This window comes from Nitrospirota bacterium (assembly GCA_016195565.1).
In the GTDB taxonomy this organism is placed as follows: Bacteria; Nitrospirota; Thermodesulfovibrionia; order Thermodesulfovibrionales; family UBA1546; genus UBA1546.
Window position 1 is genome coordinate 1 of the sequence record JACPZK010000019.1, and the last position, 22,937, is coordinate 22,937.

The 22,937-nt window shown below is 39.4% G+C and carries 25 protein-coding genes and 1 tRNA gene; 25 read left to right on the forward strand and 1 reads right to left on the reverse strand.

Annotated elements, in window-relative coordinates; all coding sequences use genetic code 11:
• Positions 1-152: 152 nt before the first annotated feature.
• From HY035_06525 to HY035_06640, 24 genes are all read left to right on the forward strand, one after another.
• Positions 153-575 carry a PIN domain-containing protein gene (locus tag HY035_06525; GenBank protein ID MBI3378036.1) on the forward strand — a complete coding sequence of 141 codons (423 nt, stop codon included), beginning with the start codon at positions 153-155 and terminating at the stop codon, positions 573-575.
• Position 576: 1 nt separating this feature from the next.
• Positions 577-792, forward strand: a complete 216-nt coding sequence (locus HY035_06530) for a hypothetical protein (protein MBI3378037.1) — start codon at positions 577-579, stop codon at positions 790-792.
• A gap of 116 nt (positions 793-908) precedes the next feature.
• Complete coding sequence (locus tag HY035_06535; GenBank protein MBI3378038.1) at positions 909-1,982, forward strand: hypothetical protein; 1,074 nt, start codon at positions 909-911, stop codon at positions 1,980-1,982.
• Positions 1,983-1,992: 10 nt separating this feature from the next.
• A complete protein-coding gene (locus HY035_06540) occupies positions 1,993-3,633 on the forward strand; it encodes an ATP-binding protein (GenBank protein MBI3378039.1) in 1,641 nt (546 codons plus the stop codon).
• Positions 3,633-5,180 carry an ATP-binding protein gene (locus tag HY035_06545; GenBank protein ID MBI3378040.1) on the forward strand — a complete coding sequence of 516 codons (1,548 nt, stop codon included), beginning with the start codon at positions 3,633-3,635 and terminating at the stop codon, positions 5,178-5,180. The genes HY035_06540 and HY035_06545 overlap by 1 nt, the downstream gene beginning before the upstream one ends.
• Positions 5,177-6,793 (forward strand): hypothetical protein, encoded by a 1,617-nt coding sequence (locus HY035_06550; protein MBI3378041.1) that lies wholly within the window; start codon positions 5,177-5,179, stop codon positions 6,791-6,793. The genes HY035_06545 and HY035_06550 overlap by 4 nt, the downstream gene beginning before the upstream one ends.
• 55 nt (positions 6,794-6,848) lie before the next feature.
• Positions 6,849-7,502 carry a ribulose-phosphate 3-epimerase gene (locus tag HY035_06555; protein MBI3378042.1) on the forward strand — a complete coding sequence of 218 codons (654 nt, stop codon included), beginning with the start codon at positions 6,849-6,851 and terminating at the stop codon, positions 7,500-7,502.
• Between the two features lie 137 nt (positions 7,503-7,639).
• Positions 7,640-8,731 (forward strand): tetratricopeptide repeat protein, encoded by a 1,092-nt coding sequence (locus HY035_06560; protein ID MBI3378043.1) that lies wholly within the window; start codon positions 7,640-7,642, stop codon positions 8,729-8,731.
• A 45-nt stretch (positions 8,732-8,776) separates the two neighbouring features.
• Positions 8,777-9,316, forward strand: coding sequence for a CDP-alcohol phosphatidyltransferase family protein (locus HY035_06565; GenBank protein MBI3378044.1), 540 nt, complete (start codon positions 8,777-8,779; stop codon positions 9,314-9,316).
• The gene (locus HY035_06570) at positions 9,306-10,613 is read left to right on the forward strand and encodes a DUF512 domain-containing protein (protein ID MBI3378045.1); all 1,308 of its coding nucleotides are present in this window, start codon (positions 9,306-9,308) and stop codon (positions 10,611-10,613) included. Before HY035_06565 ends, HY035_06570 begins: the two co-directional genes overlap by 11 nt.
• Before the next feature lie 82 nt (positions 10,614-10,695).
• Positions 10,696-11,544 (forward strand): shikimate dehydrogenase, encoded by an 849-nt coding sequence (locus HY035_06575; protein ID MBI3378046.1) that lies wholly within the window; start codon positions 10,696-10,698, stop codon positions 11,542-11,544.
• A gap of 105 nt (positions 11,545-11,649) precedes the next feature.
• Positions 11,650-12,369, forward strand: coding sequence for a hypothetical protein (locus HY035_06580; protein MBI3378047.1), 720 nt, complete (start codon positions 11,650-11,652; stop codon positions 12,367-12,369).
• Between the two features lie 234 nt (positions 12,370-12,603).
• Positions 12,604-12,879, forward strand: a complete 276-nt coding sequence (locus HY035_06585; GenBank protein ID MBI3378048.1) for a tetratricopeptide repeat protein — start codon at positions 12,604-12,606, stop codon at positions 12,877-12,879.
• Positions 12,880-12,997: 118 nt separating this feature from the next.
• Positions 12,998-13,288 carry a hypothetical protein gene (locus tag HY035_06590; protein ID MBI3378049.1) on the forward strand — a complete coding sequence of 97 codons (291 nt, stop codon included), beginning with the start codon at positions 12,998-13,000 and terminating at the stop codon, positions 13,286-13,288.
• Positions 13,279-13,665, forward strand: coding sequence for a hypothetical protein (locus tag HY035_06595; protein ID MBI3378050.1), 387 nt, complete (start codon positions 13,279-13,281; stop codon positions 13,663-13,665). The genes HY035_06590 and HY035_06595 overlap by 10 nt, the downstream gene beginning before the upstream one ends.
• Positions 13,666-13,716: 51 nt before the next feature.
• A tRNA-Gly gene (locus HY035_06600) sits at positions 13,717-13,791 on the forward strand.
• Positions 13,792-13,878: 87 nt separating this feature from the next.
• Positions 13,879-14,388 carry an LPS export ABC transporter periplasmic protein LptC gene (lptC, locus tag HY035_06605; GenBank protein MBI3378051.1) on the forward strand — a complete coding sequence of 170 codons (510 nt, stop codon included), beginning with the start codon at positions 13,879-13,881 and terminating at the stop codon, positions 14,386-14,388.
• Entirely contained in the window at positions 14,363-14,833 is a 471-nt protein-coding gene (locus HY035_06610; protein MBI3378052.1) for a hypothetical protein, read from the forward strand. The genes lptC and HY035_06610 overlap by 26 nt, the downstream gene beginning before the upstream one ends.
• Entirely contained in the window at positions 14,834-15,556 is a 723-nt protein-coding gene (gene lptB, locus HY035_06615; GenBank protein MBI3378053.1) for an LPS export ABC transporter ATP-binding protein, read from the forward strand.
• Complete coding sequence (gene rpoN, locus HY035_06620; GenBank protein MBI3378054.1) at positions 15,556-17,013, forward strand: RNA polymerase factor sigma-54; 1,458 nt, start codon at positions 15,556-15,558, stop codon at positions 17,011-17,013. Before lptB ends, rpoN begins: the two co-directional genes overlap by 1 nt.
• A 13-nt stretch (positions 17,014-17,026) precedes the next feature.
• On the forward strand, positions 17,027-17,548 hold the full coding sequence (gene raiA, locus HY035_06625; GenBank protein ID MBI3378055.1) for a ribosome-associated translation inhibitor RaiA: 522 nt from the start codon (positions 17,027-17,029) through the stop codon (positions 17,546-17,548).
• A 71-nt stretch (positions 17,549-17,619) separates the two neighbouring features.
• Complete coding sequence (rapZ, locus tag HY035_06630; GenBank protein ID MBI3378056.1) at positions 17,620-18,477, forward strand: RNase adapter RapZ; 858 nt, start codon at positions 17,620-17,622, stop codon at positions 18,475-18,477.
• Between the two features lie 50 nt (positions 18,478-18,527).
• Positions 18,528-19,142: a YdcF family protein gene (locus HY035_06635; protein ID MBI3378057.1), complete on the forward strand. Its 615-nt coding sequence runs from the start codon at positions 18,528-18,530 to the stop codon at positions 19,140-19,142.
• 20 nt (positions 19,143-19,162) lie between these two features.
• The gene (locus tag HY035_06640) at positions 19,163-19,336 is read left to right on the forward strand and encodes a Trm112 family protein (protein MBI3378058.1); all 174 of its coding nucleotides are present in this window, start codon (positions 19,163-19,165) and stop codon (positions 19,334-19,336) included.
• Positions 19,337-19,500: 164 nt separating this feature from the next.
• Here the strand turns inward: HY035_06640 and HY035_06645 are convergent, their stop codons facing one another.
• Positions 19,501-20,643, reverse strand: coding sequence for a glycosyltransferase family 4 protein (locus tag HY035_06645; protein ID MBI3378059.1), 1,143 nt, complete (start codon positions 20,641-20,643; stop codon positions 19,501-19,503).
• Between the two features lie 157 nt (positions 20,644-20,800).
• On the opposite strand from HY035_06645, the gene HY035_06650 reads away from it, so the two are divergent.
• Positions 20,801-22,930: a DUF1926 domain-containing protein gene (locus HY035_06650; protein ID MBI3378060.1), complete on the forward strand. Its 2,130-nt coding sequence runs from the start codon at positions 20,801-20,803 to the stop codon at positions 22,928-22,930.
• Positions 22,931-22,937: the final 7 nt, after the last annotated feature.

Genomic DNA, 22,937 nt, shown 5'->3' on the forward strand with positions numbered 1-22,937 from the left:
CCTACAGGATAAAATACAATACCTATAGGCCGCATGAGGCGCTGGGATATGATATCCCGGCTAATTATTATAAACTTGAAAATCTGGTGGGACTAACTTTAAACTCGAAATAGTTGTTCCGAAAAAGTCGAGCAGGACAAATTTATCTGGACATGAATATTTATAACCGCCCTTTTGACGATCAGTCGCAGGTAAGAATACGTCTTGAGACCATAGCGATATTTTCTATTCTTCAGAAAATCAAGAACAAAGAGCTTACACTTTTGTGGTCATTTATGATTGACTATGAAAACAGCTTGAATCCTTATGATGATGTGAGGCAGGAAATTGAGATGGCTGTTTCCCTTGCAAGCGAGAGTATAACACCTGATGAGTCTGTTTTGACTGCTGCAACGGAATTTGAGTCAAAAGGCATAACGCCGAGAGATTCCATGCATCTTGCCTGCGCTTTAAAAGGGAAAGCTGAGTATTTTTTGACCTGTGATGATAAACTAATAAAAAAGGCATCGGCTTTGGGTATGAATATAAAGATCATAAACCCTCTTAGGTTTATTGAAAATATGGAGGTAAATTAAAATGGCACAGATGGTAAGCGATGTGGAGATAAGAAAAAAAGGGATGAACGTTTTGTTTAAAAGCCTCGGCGAGGTGGATGCCATGCGGTTTTTGTCTCAGATTACATATGAGAAAAGGGATTACTTAAAACTTCAGGACGAGCTGTTCAAAGGCATGAGCGTAGAGGACATCTACAAAAAAGCAAAGAAACATGCTGAAAAGAAAAGGACAGGATAAGCTCCATATAGCGAAAATGCTTAAAGATTTTTAATAAAGGAAATCTATTTAAAAGCGGGCATAGCGTGCCGGATTTATGGTATGGGTATGTTTTAGTTTTTGATAGGGGATGAATCTTGGGTAGAATTCTTGATGTTTTAAAAGAAAAAGGAATTACCTATTATCAGTCAGAACGGTATAATCTTGATAGTTTCTATTTTGATAATTATCAAGATGAAGGGGAATTGTTCGAGAAGACTGGAATATTTGAAGATGAAAATAAACAAGGCAAAATTATTAAAGTTGAACCTAAAACGACCACCTCTCTTTTTAAATATTTTTTGGATGGTTCAAGAAGAACATATCGTATTGCAGAAGCTGAGATAGGCGATAAACTTGTGCCGATAGTTGCAGGACAAATCGGGTGCGGTGTTTGTAAAAGACTTGGTAATGAGATAAAGACCCATCAAATAAAAAGAAAAAATTGCTTGGTGCTTTATAACAGGATATCTGATGATGATTATAAGGATATTAAGAATAGAATAGAACAGACTGGTAGCATTGCAGTTGATAGATATGAATATAGCAGTAACATGGAAATACGACCAGAAAACAAAGCAATTGCAAGAATCCAAGATATTATGTATGACATGGAAATAGATTTATTAGAGGAAATGACTAAAAAGAATATTTTAAAGCATGGTGAAATGTTGGCAATTGATGGGTCATTGCAATTTTCAGATATAAGAGATGAAAGATATTTTTATAATGTTGTTGGTATCTCCAAAACCTTTAATCCAAATTTAAAAAATATGTTAAAAAGTAAAAATAAAAGTATTGGAACACTCTTGCCAAAATTAGAATATAGAGAAAGAACGCCGGTTTTTAAATATAATCAGACAGGCGAAAACCAGAGGTTTAGACAAACAATTGGCGCATGGTATTTGAGGATACGACCAAGAAATCAAGTAAAAAATCCATTAGACGGTATTGTAAAAATTGAAAAAATAGCAGTTGCAGATAAGGAAAAAGAAGATGGTTTTGAGACAGGTTTAATTAATAACATTTCGAGTTCTATCCTGTTAGAGAGAAATGTTACTTGTTATGGTAACGATTCAAGATGGGCAAGTCATATTTATCCAATATATTTAACTGAGATAATGATTAAAAATAGTTTTTTAAGTGATATTTATTTTCTGAATATTTTTTGAGGAGGTGTTTATGAAGAAGATAGGAAAGGTTTCAGCTACAGAAAAGTCACCAACAACAAATGACGAGTTTATTTTTTTGGTGGAAGATAATGAAGAAATTAAACCTTTTGATATTATTAAAGCAGACAATAATATTGGTGATAAAAAATCTATAACTTATGCAATTATTCAAGACATTTTCTATATAACTGATAGCCCGGGTCACATTGGCAACTATGTTTCCTCTGATTTTGGAGATTTAAACTCTGCCCCTTCAACAAAGAGATTAGGTGTAACCTACGCACAAGCAGTCGTCTTACATAACAATAAGGATGTATATATGCCATTAAGAGATGGAACGCTGGTTGAATTTGCGGGTGAAGATGAAATAAAGGAGGCATTAGGATTAGATAAAATAAAAAATCCGATACCTGCTGGTTTTTTAGATGTTTCTAATAACATAACCGTTCCGATATGTTTTAATAGTGATTTTCTAATAGGGCCGGAGGGTGCGCATTCAAATATTTCAGGGATCTCAGGACTTGCGACCAAAACATCCTATGCAATGTTTTTATTGCAGGCAATACAGCAAACAAAAAATGACGTGGCAATCATAATTTTAAATGTTAAAGGCAATGATTTATTAAGAATAGATGAGATAAATCCTTTATTAACAAATGAGCAAAAAAATGCATGGTCTAAAACAGGATTAGAGTGCAAACCATTTTCAAATGTCAAATATTTTTATCCATATAAAAATGATAAGGAGAATTGTTTCTGTAATACATCGTGCGAAAAAGACGCTTTAAATAATCAGTTTCAAAGCAATATGGCACAGACATATGCTTATACCTATGACCATGATAAAAACAATCTTGACCTCCTTTTTAGTAATATTGATGACCCGAATTTTACTATGGAGTCAATTTTAAATGTTGTCATAGAACACAGTGATTTTGACGATCTTGACTGGGACAGCTTTAAAAGTAAATTAGGTGAATATACAAAAAAAGGGCAAGGAAAAGGTGAAATCACTGTTCAATCATGGAGAAAATTTACACGTCTAATCAAAAAATCGATTGTTAATCAAATTTTTCAAAAATCTTTATCTAAAGATACAACTAAGAGGAATTACCATCTTTCTGATGAAATAAAAAAAATACAAAAAGGAGAAGCATTAGTTATTGACATTGCAAAATTAGAAGAACAAATACAAGGCTTTGTTTTCGGAGATATTTTGCAAGCCGTGAATGACTTAAAATTTGGTGAAACTGACAGAAGTGAAGATGATATCCCTAAAAAAATTATTATTTTTGTGGACGAGCTTAATAAATATGCTGCTGAAAATGCGCCAAAAAATTCTCCGATATTAAGAAATCTCCTTGAAATAACTGAAAGGGGTAGGTCAGAAGGAATTATTCTATTCTCAGCAGAACAATTTAAAAGTGCTGTTCATGATAGAGTAAAAGGTAATTGTTCTACTCATGTTTACGGGAGGACAAATGCGATTGAAATTTCTAAGCCTGATTACAGATACATTCCTAAAACTTTTACAAATATGATGACACGATTGGATACAGGAGAATTGATTGTCCAGCATTCCATTTTTAAGACATTGTTAAAGATTAAATTTCCTTATCCTTCATATTTTCAGAGAAAAGGTAACAGATAGTGGAACCAATCAAAATCGGTAAATTCACATTAGAATCACTAACCACTGGGATGTATAAGGATCCAAGAATCATTTTCAGAGAGTACATTCAAAATTCTACCGATGCTATTGATAATGCCGCTAAAGAAAAAGTCATAAAGACAGAAGAAGGTCGTATAGACATAACTATTGATGAGCAAAATAAAAAAATTGCTTTCAGAGACAATGGCATTGGTATTCCTAATAACAAAGTTTGGCATTTGCTCGGCGATATCGGCAATTCAGAAAAACGGTTTGAGGAAAGTAGGGGCTTTAGGGGCATTGGTAGACTCGGCGGGTTAAGCTATGCATCTGAACTTCAATTTATAACAAGTGCAAAAGGTGAGAATACTAAAACCACTGTATATTGGGACTGTAAAAAATTGAGAGAACTGCTTCAGCCAAATAAATACTCAGATTACGATTTAACAAAAGTCATAGATGAAATCTCATGTATAACAACAGACAAAGAAGATAAAGAAAAGCATTATTTTGAAGTTATTCTTGATGGAATAGATGAAAAATATATAGGGCTACTTGACATTTCAGATATTGAGGATTATTTATCTCAGGTTGCTCCTGTACCATTTAATGCGCAAAAGTTTCCATATTATTCTGATACAAAAGAGGGGATACTTACATTTTTAAAACAAATAAACAAACCACTTGAAGAATATAACATCTATTTAAATGGTAATCCTAATCCGATATATAAGCCATACAAGACATGGTTTCATGCTGATAAAAAAAAGGATGATATTAAGGAAGTAGATTTTTTTAAAAGATACAACAATAATGAGCTTCTTTTTTGGGGTTGGTATGCAAAAACAAATTGGTTAGGAACGGTAGATGATAAAAATATAAAAGGAATAAGAGTCAGAAAAAATAATATTCAGATAGGTGATGAAAATACACTGAACGATTTTTTTAAAGAAACAAGATTTAATGGGTGGTTTATTGGGGAGGTTTATGTTTATGACAAAAATATAATTCCGAACGCCAGAAGAGATGATTTTGAGAAAAATGAGGAATACAAATTATTCAAATCTGAGTTAGAAAAAATTACATGGCATGAGTTATCTAAAATTCCTAAAATATATTCAAAGGAGCGCACCGAAATAAAAGGTATTGAAGAAGCAGAAAAGACGCTCAATGAAGTCAAACAAGCATTAGAGAAGGGTCTTACTTCAGAGGTACAAAGAGAAGAATTATTTAAAAGCATAGATATTATTAAACCAAAAATCAAACCTAAAGAAACAAAGAAAGAGTCAATAACTTTACGTCCAGACATTGAAAAAAAGAAGGAAAAAATCCATTCAAAATTAATCGCTCTAGAAAACAAAATCATTGATGCAGATATTTACCGAGTAAGAGATATTCCTTCTTCTTATCCAAGAGAAGTACGTAAGGTTATCAGCATAATTTTTGAGATAATTGATGACACTTTGCGAAAAGAAGATGCGGAAAAACTCATTGATAACATCATAGATACACTACAAAGAAAGCCTAAAGATAACAAGAAAAAATGAGTAGAAGAATATTGTTAATTGAACCTGCATATAAAAATAAATATCCTCCACTAGGATTAATGAAAATAAGTGCCTATCACAAAATGTTGGGGGATGATGTAACTTTTTTTAAAGGTAAGTCTAAAGAATTAAGAGAAAAAAAATGGGATAGGATTTATGTCACAACATTATTTTCATTTTATTGGAAGACAACAATAGAGACCATAGAATTTTACAAAAGAAGCGTTAACAAGATAAGGGATTTTAAAGTCGGTGGCATTATGGCATCCATATTAGCAGAAGAAATATACAAAGAAACTCATACTAAACCTATAGTTGGATTGCTGGATAAGCCAAGAATGCTGGATAATGATAACAACATTATTGTTGACCATGTTGTGCCTGATTATGACATCTTAGATGAAATAGACTATAAATATCCTGCTAAGGACTCTTATTTTGGATATATGACACGAGGGTGTATTAAAAGATGTTCGTTCTGTGCAGTTCCAAAGTTGGAACCCAAATATAAACATTATATATCCATAAAAGAGCAGATTAAAGAAATAGACAGAAAATATGGTCATAAGAAAAATCTTCTTTTGCTTGATAATAATGTCCTAGCATCAAAGCATTTTCCGAGAATCATTGAAGAAATCAAAGAGATTGGTTTTTATAGGGGTTCAAAATATCAACACCCAGTAAAATTTAAATTATTGATGGAGAGATTTAAAAATGGTGAAATCAATAGCGAGATACTACTACAAAAAATATCAGCTATCTTAAAAAGCCAGCCCGTATATATGAAAAACGAAAAAACAAAAGAAGACTTTTCACAACTCTTAGAACGATTTGGTTTATCAAATAATGTTACCAGAAATCAATTGCTAAAAGCCCAAGATTGCCTAACGCCTTACTTTGATAAATACAGGAATAAAGCTTATGGCTTGAGACATGTTGATTTTAATCAGGGAGTAGATCCAAGACTTATTACAGAGGACAAAATGAAGCTTTTAAGTGAAATACCTATAAGTCCATTACGGATTGCTTTCGATAGTGTAGGACAAGAATACAAAAGAAAATATATAAAAGCAATTGAGTTAGCTGCTAAATATGGGATAAGAAATCTGTCAAATTATGTTCTTTATAACTGGGACAATGACACTCCTGATGATTTTTATAATAGACTTAGAGTCAATATTGAGTTGAATGATGATCTTAATGTAAGAGTTTATTCCTTTCCTATGAAGTATATACCTGTTACAGCTAAAGATAGGAATCATATTGGTAAACATTGGAGCTTGAAATACATTCGCGCTATTCAGAAGATTTTATTAGTCACAGGTGGCGCGGTTATGCCTAATAAACTTTTTTTTAAAAAAGCTTTTGGTAAAGATTTAAACGAATTTCATAAGATAATGTTAATGCCTGAAAAATATATAATTGATAGGTTAAAACACGAAAATAATGGGGATACTAGAGAATGGTGGAGTACTTTAAAATCCTTATCTGAATACGAGTACAATGAAGCAATTGATAAAATAAAAATTAAAGATTTTAGTGGAATTGATCACCACATATATAGCAAAAAATTTATTAGACTATTGGAACATTATTCAAGTAAAAGATTGTAAAACGATTATCTGAATAGGTTAGTGATTAAACAATACGAAATAAAAGGGGAATATTATGATTAAAATTGCGCCGTCAATACTTTCTGCGGATTTCTTAAGGCTCGGCGAGGAAATAAAGGCAGCGGAAGCTGCAGGCATTGACATGTTTCACATAGATATAATGGACGGCCATTTTGTGCCGAATATAACGATAGGGCCTTCGATTGTAGCCGCAATTAAGAAGATAACATCTGTTCCTCTTGATGTGCATCTGATGATAGAAGAGCCTGACAAATACCTGAACGATTTTATAAAAGCGGGGGCCGATTATCTTACGGTGCACTTTGAAGCTGCAAAGCATTTGCACCGCACAGTGCAAAAAATAAAAGAGAGCAAGGTAAAGGCAGGCGTATCGCTTAATCCTGCAACTCCGCTCGGCAGCATTGACGATATTATTCAGGATGTGGATTTTGTGCTTCTGATGTCTGTTAATCCGGGTTTTGGGGGGCAGAGTTTTATTCCGCAGGTCGCAGACAAGATTAAGGCGTTAAAGAAAATGATTTCAGACAGAGGGCTTAAAACTCTTATTGAGGTTGACGGCGGCGTAAAACCTGATAATGCCAGGATGGTTGCCGGGGCAGGCGCTGATATACTTGTCATGGGTTCAGCATTTTTCAGTTCTAAAGACTATGCGTCGCTTACAAAGAAACTGCGTGAGATGCTCAGATAGTAAAGAAGGATAGGGTATTTTTACTATTTTGTCATTCCGCACTTGATGTGGAATCCAGTCTTTTTTCACTGGATTCCTGCTTTCGCAGGAATGACAATAACAAACATTAGCTGAAATTTATATGGGGTAATTTGCATATGACTACTAAAACAGATAGGCTTCTCTGCAAGGCAGAGAGATTAAAGGACATGGCTAAGTACAACGATTCTCTGTCTGTCTTCAAAAAGCTAATGAAGATTCATGACAAGGATTGCGACAGAGAGGGCAGGCTTCGCTGTTTTATGTCTATAGGTGATGTCTATCGCATGACAGGAAAATTTGAACTTGCAGGGAAAAATTATTCCGAAGCAATAAAAATAAGCGGGAAGCTGAAGGACACGACAGCTGCGGCAGATGCTGCTGTTGGGCTCGGCCTTTCAGTAAGGGGGCTTGGCAGGTGGAAGGAGGCTCTGGAGATGTTTTCCGGAGCTGAAAAGGTGTACAGAGAGAAAAAGGACAGCGAAGGAATGGCATTTGTGCTCTGGGCTAAGGGCGGAGCTTTTCGTATCAAAGGGGATGCAGCGGATTCTCTAAAGTCGTTTAAGAAATCACTCGGGCTATTTAAGACCCTTGGAGACAAGCATGGAATAGGCTATAACCTGTGCGGACTTGGAGGTGTGTCCAGAGTGGCAGGGCTGTTCGGCGATTCCTTTAAATACTACATCGCTGCCAATAAATTATTTTCCGGATTAAATGATACATTCGGAATTGCGTATTCCCACTGCGGTATCGGGAATGCCCTGAGAATGAAGGGTGATTACTCAGGCGCTCTCCTGCATTTCAGAAAGGCAACAACTCTTTACAGGAAGATAGGCGATATTGTAAGTTTCTCATATACTCTCTGGAGCCTCGGCAAGACTTACACCATGCTTGGCAGGCTTGATAAGGCAGCGGAATATTTTAAACAGGCGCAAGGTTTTTTCAAAAAGACAAAAGATCCCAAGGGGATTATATACTGCAAACTCGGCATTGGCGAGATAGAATTTTTGAAAGGCAGGATTTCTTCTGCGCTGATTAACCTGAATGCTGCGTTCAGAGATTCTCTTGCCAAAGGATTTTCTGTGGAGAAATGCCATGCAGCCGCATTGTTATCGTTTGTAAATAAAAACAATGGAAAGAGTGGAAATAGGTGTTATAATAAACTTGGATTGAAATTGAAGTTCCAATCCATACCGTTTAATATCCCGTAACAAAAGTTTTCATTTTTTTCATTTTTAATTTATTTGGGGGTAGCTGTGAGGGTTCTGAATCTTCCTAATTCGCTTACAATAGCAAGAATAGTAATAATCCCTCTTTTTACAATAGCGGTCATATATAAAAGATATGATTATGCGCTGTATATGTTTATTGTTGCTGCACTGACAGATACCCTTGACGGGTTTATTGCAAGGCTTACCAATCAGAAGACGGCGCTTGGAACATTTCTTGACCCGCTTGCAGATAAGTTTCTTCTTATCACATCTTTTATAATATTTTCTATGAACGGCTGGCTGCCGAAGTGGCTGACTATAACTGTGATAAGCAGGGATGTTATCGTGGTAATAGGATGGGTGCTTGTTTATCTGATAACACATACATCAAACGTAAAACCTACAGCCACGGGCAAGGCTGCCATAGCTATGCAGTTGATTCTTTTATGCTATGTGCTTCTTGATATAAATGTAGGCTTCCTCCCCGACATCCAGAATGTGCTTGTATGGCCGACAGCGGCGCTGACAATTATTTCGGGCCTGCACTATATATACAGAGGGTTGAAATTGACAAATGCAAAATAAATATGGAGTTGAAATAGAGACAGTTATGCATGGAAGCGCCGCAGAGACAGAAGGGCTTCTGCCGGGAGATGTGCTCCTTTCAATAAACGGCCACAGGCTTAACGACGGCATAGACTTTATGTTTTACAGGAATGAACCTGAACTGAATATCGGCGCTGTGAGAAAGGGCAAAAAAATGTCCTTAAAAGTCATGCCAAAAGAAACAGGAGACATGGGTGTCACACTGAAACCTTTCAAGATAAAGAGATGTATTAATAACTGCATATTCTGTTTTGTGTCCCAGCTCCCTAAGGGGTTAAGGAAATCTCTTTATATAAAAGATGAAGATTACAGGATGTCATTCCTTTACGGCAATTATGTTACCCTCACAAATCTAAGCGCTCAGGACAAGAAGAGGATTGCGCAGCAGCGGCTGAGCCCGCTTTATATATCCGTGCACTCAACCAATAAAGTCATCCGCAATACGCTGCTTGGAAATCCTAAGGCAGGAGATGTTCTGAAGGAGCTGAAGTTCTTAAAAGAAAATAAAATCAGGATGCATGTTCAGATTGTGCTGTGTCCCGGATACAATGATGAAAGAGAACTTCAGAGAACAATAAGGGACCTTTATGGGTTCTATCCCTATGTATCCTCAATTGCTGTCGTTCCGGTTGGTATTACAATGCACAGGAGGCAGGCAATAAAGCCTGTTGAAAAAGAGGATGCATCGAAGGCGCTCAATATAATTGATTCTTTTCAGAAACGGTTCAGGAAGAAGCACGGGGTCTCTGTTGTTTATGGCGCAGACGAGTTATACATAAAAGGAGGAGTGAATTTCCCGGCCTTAAGCGAATATGGAGAACTGCCGCAGATAGAGAATGGTGTTGGCATGGTACAGTTGTTTATGTCGCAGGCAAAAAGGATTAGCCAGCAGTTATCAGCCATCAGCCATCAGCAAAAAAAGAAATTTCTTACCTTCACAGGTACCTCGTTTTATCCGTATCTTAAGAAAATCACAGACAGGCTGCTTGAGAAAGAAGGCATAAACATAAACGTTATCCCCGTGGAAAACACTTTTTTTGGCAAGGCAATAACAGTTACAGGACTCCTGACAGGAAGGGATGTTATAAGGTCTTTGTCCGATAAGACAGACGGCTGCGAGTGCCTGTTTGTCCCGGATACTGTTATGAGAGAAGGAGAGAACGTGTTGCTTGATGACACCTCAAAGGAAGATATTGAAAATGCCCTTGGTATAAAAGTTAAAATAATAGAATCTACCCCGGAGGGCCTTATGAAAGGAATGGAGGCTGTTTGCTGAATCCCGCTATACTGTTAATTCAATGTGAGAGAACTTTCTATCGGGATGAAAGATTTGACGGGATACAAGGAGGTCTAACGGGATGAAAATAAGCGGGAAGACAAGGGTGATTGGTTTGCTTGGCTATCCTGTTGAGCATAGCCTTTCACCTGCAATACACAACGCCGCATTTGAACACCTCAGGCTTGACTGCTGTTATGTGACATTCCCTGTTAAGCCCGGATTTTTGAAGGACGCGGTGAGGTCAGTAAGAGCGCTTAATCTTGCAGGGGTAAATGTGACGATGCCGCATAAAGAGAACGTTATCCCTTTGCTTGACAAAGTAGATGCCGACGCGTCTTTTATAGGAGCTGTTAATACAATAGTTAACCGGTCCGCCTCAGACGGAGGGAAATTAACAGGATACAATACTGACGGAAGAGGTTTTATGAAGTCATTATCCGAGGCACAGATAGCAGTTAACAAAAAGAATGTCCTGATACTCGGAGCAGGCGGAGCGTCGCGGGCGATAGGCTTTTATCTTGCTAAAAAAGCATCAGCATTATTTATTTATGATATAGACAGGAAGAAGGCAGGGAAACTCATAGGGGATTTGAAAAAGATCAAAGGGAATGTATCATTTTTCAGCTATCAGCGGTCAGCTATCAGCAGTCAGCTTGATGACATTGACATAATAATAAATGCCACGCCGCTTGGATTGAAAAAAGGCGACCCGTTGCCGATTGATATAAATCTTCTGAAACCGCGGCATGTTGTCTGCGATTTGATTTATAAAAACACTCTTTTGCTTCAAAGAGCCTCAAGGAAAGGCTGTAGGACCCTTAACGGCCTCGGCATGCTTTTATGGCAGGGCGCGTTTGCATTTGAATTATGGACAGGCAAGAAACCGCCTGTTGAAGTAATGCGAAAAGAGCTGATTAAGAATTTGTAATATCTCCTCATCCGGCAAAAACAATTTGATTTTGGGTAATTTTCACATCTGTTTTATTTTACGAAATGATATAATCTTGCTATAACTGAAGCAAGGGGGTGTAACATGGTAATTTCAAATCGTTACATACGCATTTCAATTGTCACAATCATTTGTGTCTTTTTGTCTATGGCAGTGCCAGCCTCTGCCAAAGTAGTCACCTTTGAGAAGGAATACACCTATCAGGCAAGCGAAATAGATTCCAAGGTAACCGCCCGCGCCATTGCCATTGAGCAGGTGAAAAGGCTTGTGCTTGAGGAACTCGGCACATATCTCATGGCAGAGACCGAGGTCAAGGATTTCCGTCTTACCAAAGACAAAGTGGTTATGCTTACAGCAGGTGCTGTGCAGACAGAGATACTCAATGAGAAGTGGGACGGCGAGAAGTATTATCTCAAGGCAAGGATAAAGGCAGACCCAAATGAGGTTGCGGCTGCTGTTGACAGGCTTCGCAAGGATACGCAGAAGTCAAAAGAGCTTGAGGACGCAAAGAAAAGGGCGGATGAGGCATTCAAGCAGATAGAGAAGCTGAAAAAAGAGCTTGAGACAGTCAAGACTGACACAAACAAACAGAAAGAATATGCAAAGGCAGCAGACACATTGAGCGCGATGGATTGGTTTAATAAGGGAATACAATATAGTGAGGCTAAAGAGCACGACAAGGCAATTGAGGCATATACCAAGGTGATTGCATTAGAAAACCCGAGTATAGAGCCCGGATTGAAGGGAAATATACATGCCCTTTCCTATAATAATCGTGGGGCTGCCTATGGTTTTAAAGGATAATGGGACAGGGCAATTGAGAATGAGAATAAGGCGATTCAATTAGACCCAAATAGTGCCTATGTCTATAACAATCGTGGGTTTGCTTATAGCAATAAAGGTCTGTATGACAGGGCAATTGAGGATTATAATAAGGCGATTCAATTAGACCCTAATTTTGCCAACGCCTATGGCAATCGTGCGGGTGCCTATTTAGACAAGGGTCAATTTGACAGGGCGATTGAGGATGCTAATAAGATGATTGCATTAGAGCCCAATAATGCCATACCCTACGGACTGCGTGGGGGTGCTTATCGTAGAAAAGAACAATATAATAAAGCGATTGAGGATTATACAAAGGCAATTTCCTTAGACCCGAACCCGAATCGTGCCGGTATATACTACACCAATCGTGCGGCTGCCTATTGGAAGATGGGAGATAAAAATAGAGCTATTACTGATTATCAAAAGGGATGTGATTTGGGAAATGAATATGGGTGTAAGGGTTTGGAGTGGGCATTAAAGAATCGTTAAAAATATCAGCCTCTCAGGTGTAAATAAATAGGCAGGCACATTTTTCATCTGCTGCGGGAAGCCGGGAAGCCCGTGGCATTTCTTTGTTTGTGTTATAATCCAAACAGGGAGGTGTCCCATGCAGACAATATCCATTAAGAGCAGTTCTTCGGAGAAAATTATACCTTTGCTAACCAATGCTTTGGACAGAGAAAAGCGTATCATCGCGGGCAGCCTGAAAAAGACAAGTGAAAAAATAGATTCATTGGCAAAGTCCCTTTCTGTTGATATTGATAAGCTTGTGGCAGGCGAGGTGGAACATACCGAAGCAAATGATATGAAACTTGTAGAGCTTGAGGGAGAACTGAAAATTCTAAGACATCTTGAGGATGAACTTAAGGAACTTGAATCTCTTGAGATATGCAGATAAAGGATTATCTCGGTGAAATTCTCAGTAAAGTTGCGGCAAATCCTTATGTAGAATCACAAAACATTTCCTTTGAAGAACGCCCGCCGGATACCGCATATATAACAGGCATTATTACCTTTATTGACAGTTCCAGATTGCACATTAAGGAATTTCTTATTTTCAAATCAGAAGCTGTAAATATTTTGATGTATGGATATAACTACTCATCTAAAGATGATAGGCTAATCTTTAGATATGATAACGCATTAGACCCCAAAGTTAGAGGAGTATCCACTTATCCCGAACATAAGCATACACCGGCCGGATTGGTTTCTGCCAGGAAGCCGGCATTGGATGAAGTGCTAAGAGAAATCACTGAATCGATAACGCTGAGATAACTCAAAGCTGTTACAATTTTGTGATGGGAAAATGTTATAATTTCTCAGGCTGCGGGTGTAACTCAGTGGTAGAGTGTCAGCTTCCCAAGCTGGAGGTCGCGGGTTCGAATCCCGTCGCCCGCTCCATAAATAATTAATTCTTAACGCATTGATGTGCAAAACAGGTATGCTTTTTGCTTTACATGATGATGCCTCTGTGATAAAATCTTAATTATGAAAAAGAAAGTGCTGCTGCTTATTTCTCTTTTTTTACTTTCTCTTGTGTTTCTGTTTTTTGGCAATAACAGGGGGCTGGATAAGGCTCTGCTGCTCAAAGGAGGTTCTTTTTTAGAGGGCTTGAAAATTATCCATAAAAAAAATGGAACCAGCATGTGGACGCTCAATGCCAGCAGGGCTGATATTATAGAAGGCAGTGACAGGGTAAAGCTTAACGACGTAGTTTTGAGGGTTGAAAATAAAGACATGACAATATACTCGCCGGAGGGATTTTATAATATGGAAAGCAGAGACCTGACTCTGAATGGAAAGATAAAGGCGGTTTCAAAGGGATATACAATTATAACCGAATCTGTGGAGTGGAACCAGTCTAAGGGAGAGATTAAGACGAAAGAGGCTGTGAAGATTGAGAGCAAGAAATTTAATGTTGAAGGAGTCGGCATGGAGGCTGATTCAGAACAGAAAGTGAGGATACTGAAAGATGTTAAAGCAACTTTTTTTCGTTAGTTTTTTTATTTGCATTGTTCTGGCTGGCAGTATATTTGCCGAGGAGAAAACAGAACAGATAAAAGGGCCCATATTAATAACTTCGCAGACACTTTTGTCGGACAATAAGGCTCGTACTGCCCTTTTTGAAGGCTCTGTCGTTGCAAAGACTGAAAATATGACGCTTTACTCTGATAAGATGCTTGTTTATTATGCGGAAGGGACCGGCAATGTGACAAAAATAGATGCAGAGGGCAGTGTGAAGCTCGTTAAAATAGGCCTTGTTGTTACATCAAAGGTTGCAAACTATTTCGCAGATGAGGAAAAGATCATCTTTACCGGTGAGCCGAAGGCAGTACAGAAAGGCGATATTATTACAGGGACAAAAATGACATACTGGATGAAAGATGACCGTTCTTTTGTGGAGAACAGCAGGGTATTGCTTGAAAATAAAAAAGGGAAATAGATGCATATTCTTGAAGTAAAGGAAATCACAAAAAACTACGGCAAAAGATGCGTTGTAAGAAATCTCAGCTTATACGTAACCACAGGCGAGATTGTCGGCCTGCTCGGTCCAAACGGAGCAGGTAAGACGACAACGTTTTATATGATTGTCGGAATGATAAAGCCTGAAAACGGCAGTATTTTCCTTGACGGCGAGGATATCGGCCAACTCCCGATGTATCAGAAGGCGCGCAGGGGAATAGGCTATCTCCCGCAGGAACCGTCCATATTCAGAAAGCTTACGGTAAGGGATAATTTGAGGGCCGTGCTTGAGATAAAAGGGTATCCTGATGCAGATATTGCCGGCATGGTGGAGGACCTGCTTGATGAGTTCAATCTCAGGGGGTTTGCAGACAGGAATGGTTACAGGCTTTCAGGCGGGGAACGAAGAAGGACAGAGATAGCAAGGGCGCTTGCGCTGAAACCTACGTTTATACTTTTTGATGAACCATTTACAGGCATTGACCCGATTGCGATAATAGAGCTTAAGAAAATGCTAACCTATCTTAAGAATAAAGGTCTCGGCATACTTATAACAGACCATAATGTGAGGGATACGCTTTCAATAACGGACAGGGCCTACATAATAAATAACAGCGAAGTGCTTGCAGAGGGCGCTCCTGAAACGATAATCGCTAACCCTCAGGTAAAAGAGGCATATCTTGGAGAGGAATTCAGGCTTTAATGGCGCTTGAGCATAAATTAAGTCTTAGGCTTTCTCAAAAACTTATTCTTACCCCTCAACTACAGCTTGCAATAAGGCTTTTGCAGATGCCCCTAATTGAGCTGTCGCAAACTCTTGCGCAGGAACTCGTTGAGAATCCGTTTCTGGAAGATGTGCAGGAAGAAAATGCAGGTGAAGAATTTGCAGAAGAAGAGAGAGAGACTGCGGAGGCTGACTCCGAGCTGCCCGGAGACGATGCAGAGTCTCCCCTTGAAAAGATGATATTGGGTTCAGCCGACTTTAGTGTTGATGAATATTTTGAAGAGAGGAGCAGTGATGGAAGAGACCTTGGATATTTCGGGCAGGGGACGAATACCCCGGTTTCTTTTGAGCAATTTGCGAGCAAAACTCCTGATATTTATGACCATCTTCTGTGGCAGTTGAGGTTGTCCGATGTCGGAGAGGACATCAAATTTATAGGAGAATATGCAATAGGCAATATAGATGAGAACGGCTATCTCACAGCTACGGATGAGGAAATCGCAGCAAGCACAAATGAGAATATCCTTAACGTAAAGAAGGCTGTTGATGTCGTACAGGGCTTTGATCCGCCGGGTATAGGCGCAAGAGACCTTAAGGAGTGTATGATACTCCAGCTGAAGCTGTTGGGACTTGCCGGAAGTCTTGCTGAGAGAATTGTTTTGAACAACATGGAGGAGCTTAAAAAAAAGAACTATCAGCAGATAGCTCGGCTATGCAATACTTCAGTTGATGAAGTGCTGGCTGCTGTTAAGGTCATTGAGGGTTTGGAGCCGAGGCCGGCAAGGAATTTTTTTAGTACTAATACCGATTATGTTATACCCGATGTATTTGTGGTTAAGACTGATGAGGGATATCAGATTGTTCTGAATGAGGAAAGACTGCCGAAACTGAAAATAAACAGCTACTATAAAAAACTCCTGCTTCAGAAGAATTCTTTTTCAAGAGAGGAAAGGCAATTCCTTGATGAAAAATTGCGCTCTGCCTCATGGCTGTTAAAAAGCCTTGATCAGAGAAATAGGACGATATACAGGGTGACAGAGAGCATAATTAATTTTCAGCGCGATTTTTTTGACAGAGGCGTCCAGTATATGAAGCCTTTGAACCTCAAAAATGTTGCGGTTGAACTCAGCCTGCACGAAAGCACTATCAGCAGGGTTACGTCCAATAAGTATCTGTCCTGCGGATATGGGGTTTTTTGTCTTAAGTTTTTTTTCTGCAGCGCTCTGCAGAGCGATACGGGATCAGTCTCCTCCACCTCTGTAAAAGACCTGATAAAGAGGATAGTATCAGAGGAAGACCACAGGAAGCCGTTGAGCGACCAGCGTATCGTTGAGCTGCTTAAAAGCCAAAACATAGTAATAGCAAGGAGAACAATCGCAAAATACAGAGATGAGCTTAAAGTGCCGTCTCAGAATCAGAGAAAGAGATCAGACTAAAAGGGGGATAATTATGAATATAATAGTCAATGGGAGGCATCTGGATTTAACTCCGGCGCTTAAGAATTATGCGGAAGAGAAGATTAAAAAGTTTGAGCGGTATTCTTCAAATATCACCGAGGCAGTTGTGACTCTCAGCATAGAAAAATACAGGCATAAGGCAGAGGTGCTGCTGAAAGCTAATGGAGTTATGATACAGGCAGAGGGAGTCACCGCTGAAATCTATTCTTCGATAGATGAAGTGGTTGAAAAACTCGAGAAGCAGGTAAAGAAGTATAAGGAAAAACTTGTATCCCACAGAAAAGGCGAGGGGAAGAATATAGAGGAGGCATCACAGGAAGCGCCGCAGGAAACAGGCGGGATTATAAAGAGGAAGCGGTTTGACATGAAACCCATGGGGTCTGATGAGGCGGTAATGCAGATGGAACTCATCGACAAGGATTTTTTTGTTTTCACCAATGAAGTGAGCGGCGATATCAATGTTGTGTACCGCAGGCGCGATGGAAACTTCGGGCTCATAGAACCTGTGAAATAAAAAATGATGCAGGATACAACTCCCCTAAAGGGGGGTATCATGCGTCACGCGTCAGGTATCGTATATCTTGTATGAAATTGAAACTGACAATAGTTATAATCACCGGCCTTTCAGGCTCGGGGAAGACTGTTGCATTAAGGGCGCTTGAGGACAGCGGTTTTTTTTGTGTTGATAACCTTCCTGTCACGCTTATTAATTTATTTGTATCCAGGCTGCCAAAGAAAGGCAATATAACGAAAATAGGAGTCGGCATTGACATAAGAGAGCAGGCATTTCTCTCAAGCATGAATTCTGCGCTGTGGCTTCTGAAGAAGAAATACAGAACTGAAATCGTATTCCTCGAGGCGGAGAAAGGTATTCTTGTAAGGAGATTCAAAGAGACAAGAAGGCCGCATCCTTTGTCGTCAGGCAGCGCTGACCTTGACGCCTCCATAGAGAAAGAAAAAGAAATGCTTCTGCCCCTCAGAAGAGAGGCTGACAGGGTTATAGATACATCATCTTACACGCCCCATCAACTGAGGCATCTGATTACTTCGTTATACAGCAATACAAGGAAGTCCAGGGCAATGGCATTAACGTTTATATCTTTCGGGTATAAGTTTGGTGTTCCCCAGAACATTGACCTTCTCTTTGATGTGAGGTTTATTCCAAATCCAAACTTCATACCTGAACTCAAGGAACTGCGGGGGATAGACCATGCTGTTAAAAAATTTATTTTTGAGAAACCTCAGACGAAAGAATTTATCAAGAGGCTGAAGGGGCTTCTTGATTTTCTCATCCCGCTCTATATAAAAGAGGGCAAGGCGTATCTTACTGTCGGTATCGGATGCACGGGGGGACGGCATCGTTCTCCTGCGATAACCGAAAAAATAGCAATGCTTATAAAAAAACATCCTGTTGAGATTAGCGCTGTACATCGTGACATATAAGCAAAAGAAAATCGGGAAATAACGTGTTATGTGGCATGTGAGGGGGAAAGATGTTTAGGTGCTTTAAAGTCTTGATTATCTTTGCTGTTCTTCTTGGTGTTTTATATCTTGGACATGGGCTTATCCTCGGGAAGGCAGGGAAATACCTGTATTATAAGGATGAACTCAAGCCGGCCGATGTCATAGTTGTGCTTGCAGGTGAAGAAACTGAGAGGGTTGAGCACGGAGTAAAACTTTTTAAAGAAGGATGGTCAAGAAAGGACAGGATGATACTGACAGGAGGGCCGCTTGTCTGGAAATATACATGGGCAACTCTTATGCAGGAACATGCTGTGCATCTCGGTGTGCCAAAGAGTGCAATCCTGCTTGCGGATAAATCAAAGACTACGGAAGAAGACGCGCTATTTACAAAAGAGCTAATGGATAAGCACGGATATAAATCATGCATAATTGTCACTTCTCCTTATCACAGCAGAAGGGCCTTGAAAATATTTAAGAGGGGCATGGGCGATAAGATAAAGATAATAAGCGCGCCTGCCGAGGAGAGCTGGTTTAGGTTTGATGAGTGGTGGAAGAGGGAAAGAGACAGGGCGAGAGTCCTGGATGAATATTCTAAGTTTATATGGCTGTTGATTTTTGGATTTAAAAATGAGGCGCCAGCCTGAAACGGAGGGGGTGAACTGACGTGGGAATTTCTAAAGAACTTCTGGAGATTCTTGCATGCCCGGCTTGCAAGAATGAAGTGCATCTGACAGAGGACGGGAAATGGCTGGTTTGCAGCCGGTGCAAACTTAAATATCCGGTAAGGGAAGATATTCCGGTAATGCTTATTGATAAAGCAGAGCCACTTGAGGAATAAGATACTAATGTCCTGTCCGTAACACTTCTTTACATTATTTTTAGCCGTCATACCGCACTTGATGCGGTATCCAGTCTTTATTTTTCTGGATTCCTGCTTCCGCAGGAATGACAGAATCGTGTAAACTTATTTATGAGACACCACAATATCGGGGGAATGACAAGCTATGTGGTTTTACTTATGAACTCCTTAGTATATGATATTAGCCCGGATATGGATGTCATAAATTCTTCTGCTGCTTTTTCAATAGGATATTTTTCTGCCGTAAGTCTTGCCTTATATCCCATAGATTCGCCACTGGAAAGTGCAATGCCTATTTTTTCAGCCAAAGAAGCATAGTCAGTTAAGTTCTCCAGTACAAAGCCTTCCTCTCCATCCTGCATCAGTTCAGCCACTCCGTTGTTTCTGGTTGTGATAACAGGAAGTCCTGACGCCATTGCCTCAAGAGTTGCATTGCTGAACGGGTCATATATTGTCGGAAGCGCGAATATGTCAGCCGCTGCATAGAGTTTTTCTATTTCGCTCTGAGCATCAAGAAATATTATGCTGTTTTGAATGCCGCATTTTTTTGCAATGGAATTGAATTTATTAATGTTCCCTCTGCCGATAATCAGGAGTCTTAGGTTTTTTTCTGATTTTATTAGAGACATGGCGCGGAGAAGCGTCCCGAGCCCTTTTCTCTCAAACCCCGAGCCCACAAAGAGAATAACCTTTGCATCCTCGCTGATTGAAAGTTCCTTTCTTACCCGTGTTCTATGAAGTCCTGCATTCAGAGGTGAGAATCTTTTTATGTCTACGCCATTATAGATGACCTTTATCTTTTTCTCAGGGATGGCGTAATGTTTTATTATCTGGGATTTAACCATATTTGAATTTGCGATGATAAGTTTTGTGTCAGAGAATGCCTTTTTCTCAAGCCTCAGGAGCGCTATATGCAGCGGGTTAATCAGAAAGGTATATCTTTTCCACGACGGGTCTATTGTTTTTCTGAGCCTGAGCCATTCTATGTGGCATCCTTCTCCTGCCCTGTATATATCCTGGCAGGTTGTGCGCTCAAAACTTATAATGCAGTCAGCCTTAATTTTTTTTATTTCACGGCAGACATTCAGGTTGAACGTAATCATTGATAGAAACGAACTTAGCGAGATTGAATTTATTCTGTGAAAGGCTGCTTCGGGCGTTTCTGCCCATTTTCCTGCCATAATGTGGATGTCGGCTTTTCCTCTGAAGCGGCCTATAAGCGTCTTCATATAGTTCTCAGCGCCGCCGTAAATCAGAAAATTTTTCTTTATGAAAATAAGTTTCATGCCTGCTCTATATTATCAGATTCTATATTTTATGAGGTATAAATTAAGATATTAAGAGAATTGTATGTGCTATAATTGTAGAACTAAAAATGATATATTCTGCAAAAGTCCCGACCAGGTCGGGATAAGAGCGGCAGGTAAAGGATATTAAATTTTGATGTCAAAAGTTTATCTTATACTCTCTATTCACAACCATCAGCCTGTGGGGAATTTTGACCATGTGATTGAGGACGCGTATGAAAAGGCGTATCTGCCTTTTTTAAAGATGCTTGCTGCGCATCCAAAATTAAAGCTCGTTCTGCATTATTCGGGTAATCTGCTGGTATGGCTGGAGAAGAAACATCCCGAGGCGATTGATATGATAACTGCTCTGATACGGGCAGGAAGAGTTGAACTGCTTTCGGGAGGATTCTACGAGCCGGTTCTTTGCTCCCTGCCGGAAGATGACAGGGTTATGCAGATACGGGAAATGACTGCTTATATAAAAGATATGTTTGGATATACACCCAGAGGGATGTGGCTTGCGGAAAGAGTATGGGAGCCGCATCTGCCGAAATGTATCTCAAAGGCAGGCATTGAATACCTCCCGCTGGATGATTATCATTTCAAACTTGCAGGGGTTGATGACAGAGGCCTTCTGGGTTACCACATTACAGAGGAAAACGGTCTCATGATAAAAGTTTTTCCCGGCAGCGAGGAACTGAGATACAGTATTCCATTCAAGGATGTTGACGCTGTAATGGCATATCTTAAAGAGGTTTCTATGACTGGAGGATCCCCTCTTTTGACGTTGGCTGATGACGGAGAGAAGTTCGGCGTCTGGCCTGATACATTCAGCCATTGCTATAAAGACGGCTGGCTTGAAAATTTTTTCTCTGCGCTGGAAGAAAATTCCGACTGGATAGAGACCACAACCTTCAGCGAGTATCAGGAAAGATTCTATCCGGTTGGAAGGGTATATCTGCCTGCGGCATCTTACAGAGAGATGGGTGAATGGGCTCTGCCGCCGGATGGAGCATTGGATTATGAATATGCATTAAATGAGCTGAAAGGGTTATTTGGCGACAAGGCAAAAAGTTTTTTGAGAGGAGGCACCTGGCGTTCCTTTTTTGCGAAATATCCTGAGTCAAATCATATCCATAAGAGAATGCTCCAGATAAGCAGGAAGGTGCATAAGGCAGTGAAGAAATTCAAGATTCAAGATTTAAAGTTAAAAGTTGAAAAATCAGAGAAATCTTCTAACTCTCAACTCTTAACTCCTAACTTATTACTTCATGAACTCTGGAAAGGGCAGTGTAATGACGCCTACTGGCATGGCATATTCGGAGGCCTTTATCTGCCGCATCTGAGGTCTTCATTGTACAGGCATCTGCTTAGCGCTGAATCAATGGCAGAAAAATTACTTGGAGAAGATGTCTCTGTTGAGGATGGCGATTTTGACTGTGACGGATTCAGAGATATATGTATAAGCAATGGAGATAGGACGGCATTCTTCACAGAGGATAGCGGTGCGCTTATTGAACTTTCAATAAAAGGAAAACAGGTAAATGTGCTTGATGTCCTTACGCGCAGGCCTGAGGCATATCATTCCAGAATATCGGAAACATCGCAGAATGATTCAGGGGAAACGAAAACAATTCATGACAGAGTTTCTGCCAAGGAACCAGGGATTACGGACTATCTGATATATGACAATTACAGAAGAACATCGCTGCTGGATCATTTTTTCGATTATAATATAAGGCTTGATGCACTGATGAGGTCGGAATACGAGGAGAGAGGTGATTTTATAGGCAGCCCTTATCTTCTGGAACGCATTAACGAAGGACAAGCCTTGGGTGTCAGGCTCTCAAGGGAGGGACTTGCTTCCGGGAATAATGTGAAAATTGATAAAAGTGTATTATTTAGAAAATCAGGAATTAGGGTTGACTATCTGATTGAAGGCAGGCATAGCGGCATATTTGCAACAGAGTTTAATCTTTCTTTTTTAGGTTCTCCATACCCCTCTATTCATGCAGGGGGGAAAGCTCTTTTTATGAAAGATAAAGGTGAGCATGGCGGTGTAAAATTTTTTTACATTAAAGACGAATTCCTTAATATGAAACTGGAATTCTCTTTTGACGAGAAAGTAGATGTGTGGCATTATCCAGTAGAGACTGTTTCTTTGTCAGAAAGCGGAGTTGAAAGATTATATCAGGGCACAGCATTTTTATTTATGAAAAAAATTGATTTTAACAGCAATAAAAGATTAGGATTTAATGTAAGTTTTGGAGAGGATAAGAAATGAGGCAAAT

Coding starts and splice junctions, on each gene's coding strand:
- lptC (MBI3378051.1), top strand. CDS start 13,879: ATGAAAAAGAAAGTGCTGCTGCTTATTTCTCTTTTTTTACTTTCTCTT.
- HY035_06525 (MBI3378036.1), top strand. CDS start 153: ATGAATATTTATAACCGCCCTTTTGACGATCAGTCGCAGGTAAGAATA.
- HY035_06635 (MBI3378057.1), top strand. CDS start 18,528: ATGTTTAGGTGCTTTAAAGTCTTGATTATCTTTGCTGTTCTTCTTGGT.
- HY035_06550 (MBI3378041.1), top strand. CDS start 5,177: ATGAGTAGAAGAATATTGTTAATTGAACCTGCATATAAAAATAAATAT.
- rpoN (MBI3378054.1), top strand. CDS start 15,556: ATGGCGCTTGAGCATAAATTAAGTCTTAGGCTTTCTCAAAAACTTATT.
- rapZ (MBI3378056.1), top strand. CDS start 17,620: ATGAAATTGAAACTGACAATAGTTATAATCACCGGCCTTTCAGGCTCG.
- raiA (MBI3378055.1), top strand. CDS start 17,027: ATGAATATAATAGTCAATGGGAGGCATCTGGATTTAACTCCGGCGCTT.
- HY035_06560 (MBI3378043.1), top strand. CDS start 7,640: ATGACTACTAAAACAGATAGGCTTCTCTGCAAGGCAGAGAGATTAAAG.
- HY035_06645 (MBI3378059.1), bottom strand. CDS start 20,643: ATGAAACTTATTTTCATAAAGAAAAATTTTCTGATTTACGGCGGCGCT.
- HY035_06590 (MBI3378049.1), top strand. CDS start 12,998: ATGCAGACAATATCCATTAAGAGCAGTTCTTCGGAGAAAATTATACCT.
- HY035_06580 (MBI3378047.1), top strand. CDS start 11,650: ATGGTAATTTCAAATCGTTACATACGCATTTCAATTGTCACAATCATT.
- HY035_06575 (MBI3378046.1), top strand. CDS start 10,696: ATGAAAATAAGCGGGAAGACAAGGGTGATTGGTTTGCTTGGCTATCCT.
- HY035_06595 (MBI3378050.1), top strand. CDS start 13,279: ATGCAGATAAAGGATTATCTCGGTGAAATTCTCAGTAAAGTTGCGGCA.
- lptB (MBI3378053.1), top strand. CDS start 14,834: ATGCATATTCTTGAAGTAAAGGAAATCACAAAAAACTACGGCAAAAGA.
- HY035_06570 (MBI3378045.1), top strand. CDS start 9,306: ATGCAAAATAAATATGGAGTTGAAATAGAGACAGTTATGCATGGAAGC.
- HY035_06585 (MBI3378048.1), top strand. CDS start 12,604: ATGATTGCATTAGAGCCCAATAATGCCATACCCTACGGACTGCGTGGG.
- HY035_06540 (MBI3378039.1), top strand. CDS start 1,993: ATGAAGAAGATAGGAAAGGTTTCAGCTACAGAAAAGTCACCAACAACA.
- HY035_06530 (MBI3378037.1), top strand. CDS start 577: ATGGCACAGATGGTAAGCGATGTGGAGATAAGAAAAAAAGGGATGAAC.
- HY035_06650 (MBI3378060.1), top strand. CDS start 20,801: ATGTCAAAAGTTTATCTTATACTCTCTATTCACAACCATCAGCCTGTG.
- HY035_06555 (MBI3378042.1), top strand. CDS start 6,849: ATGATTAAAATTGCGCCGTCAATACTTTCTGCGGATTTCTTAAGGCTC.
- HY035_06610 (MBI3378052.1), top strand. CDS start 14,363: ATGTTAAAGCAACTTTTTTTCGTTAGTTTTTTTATTTGCATTGTTCTG.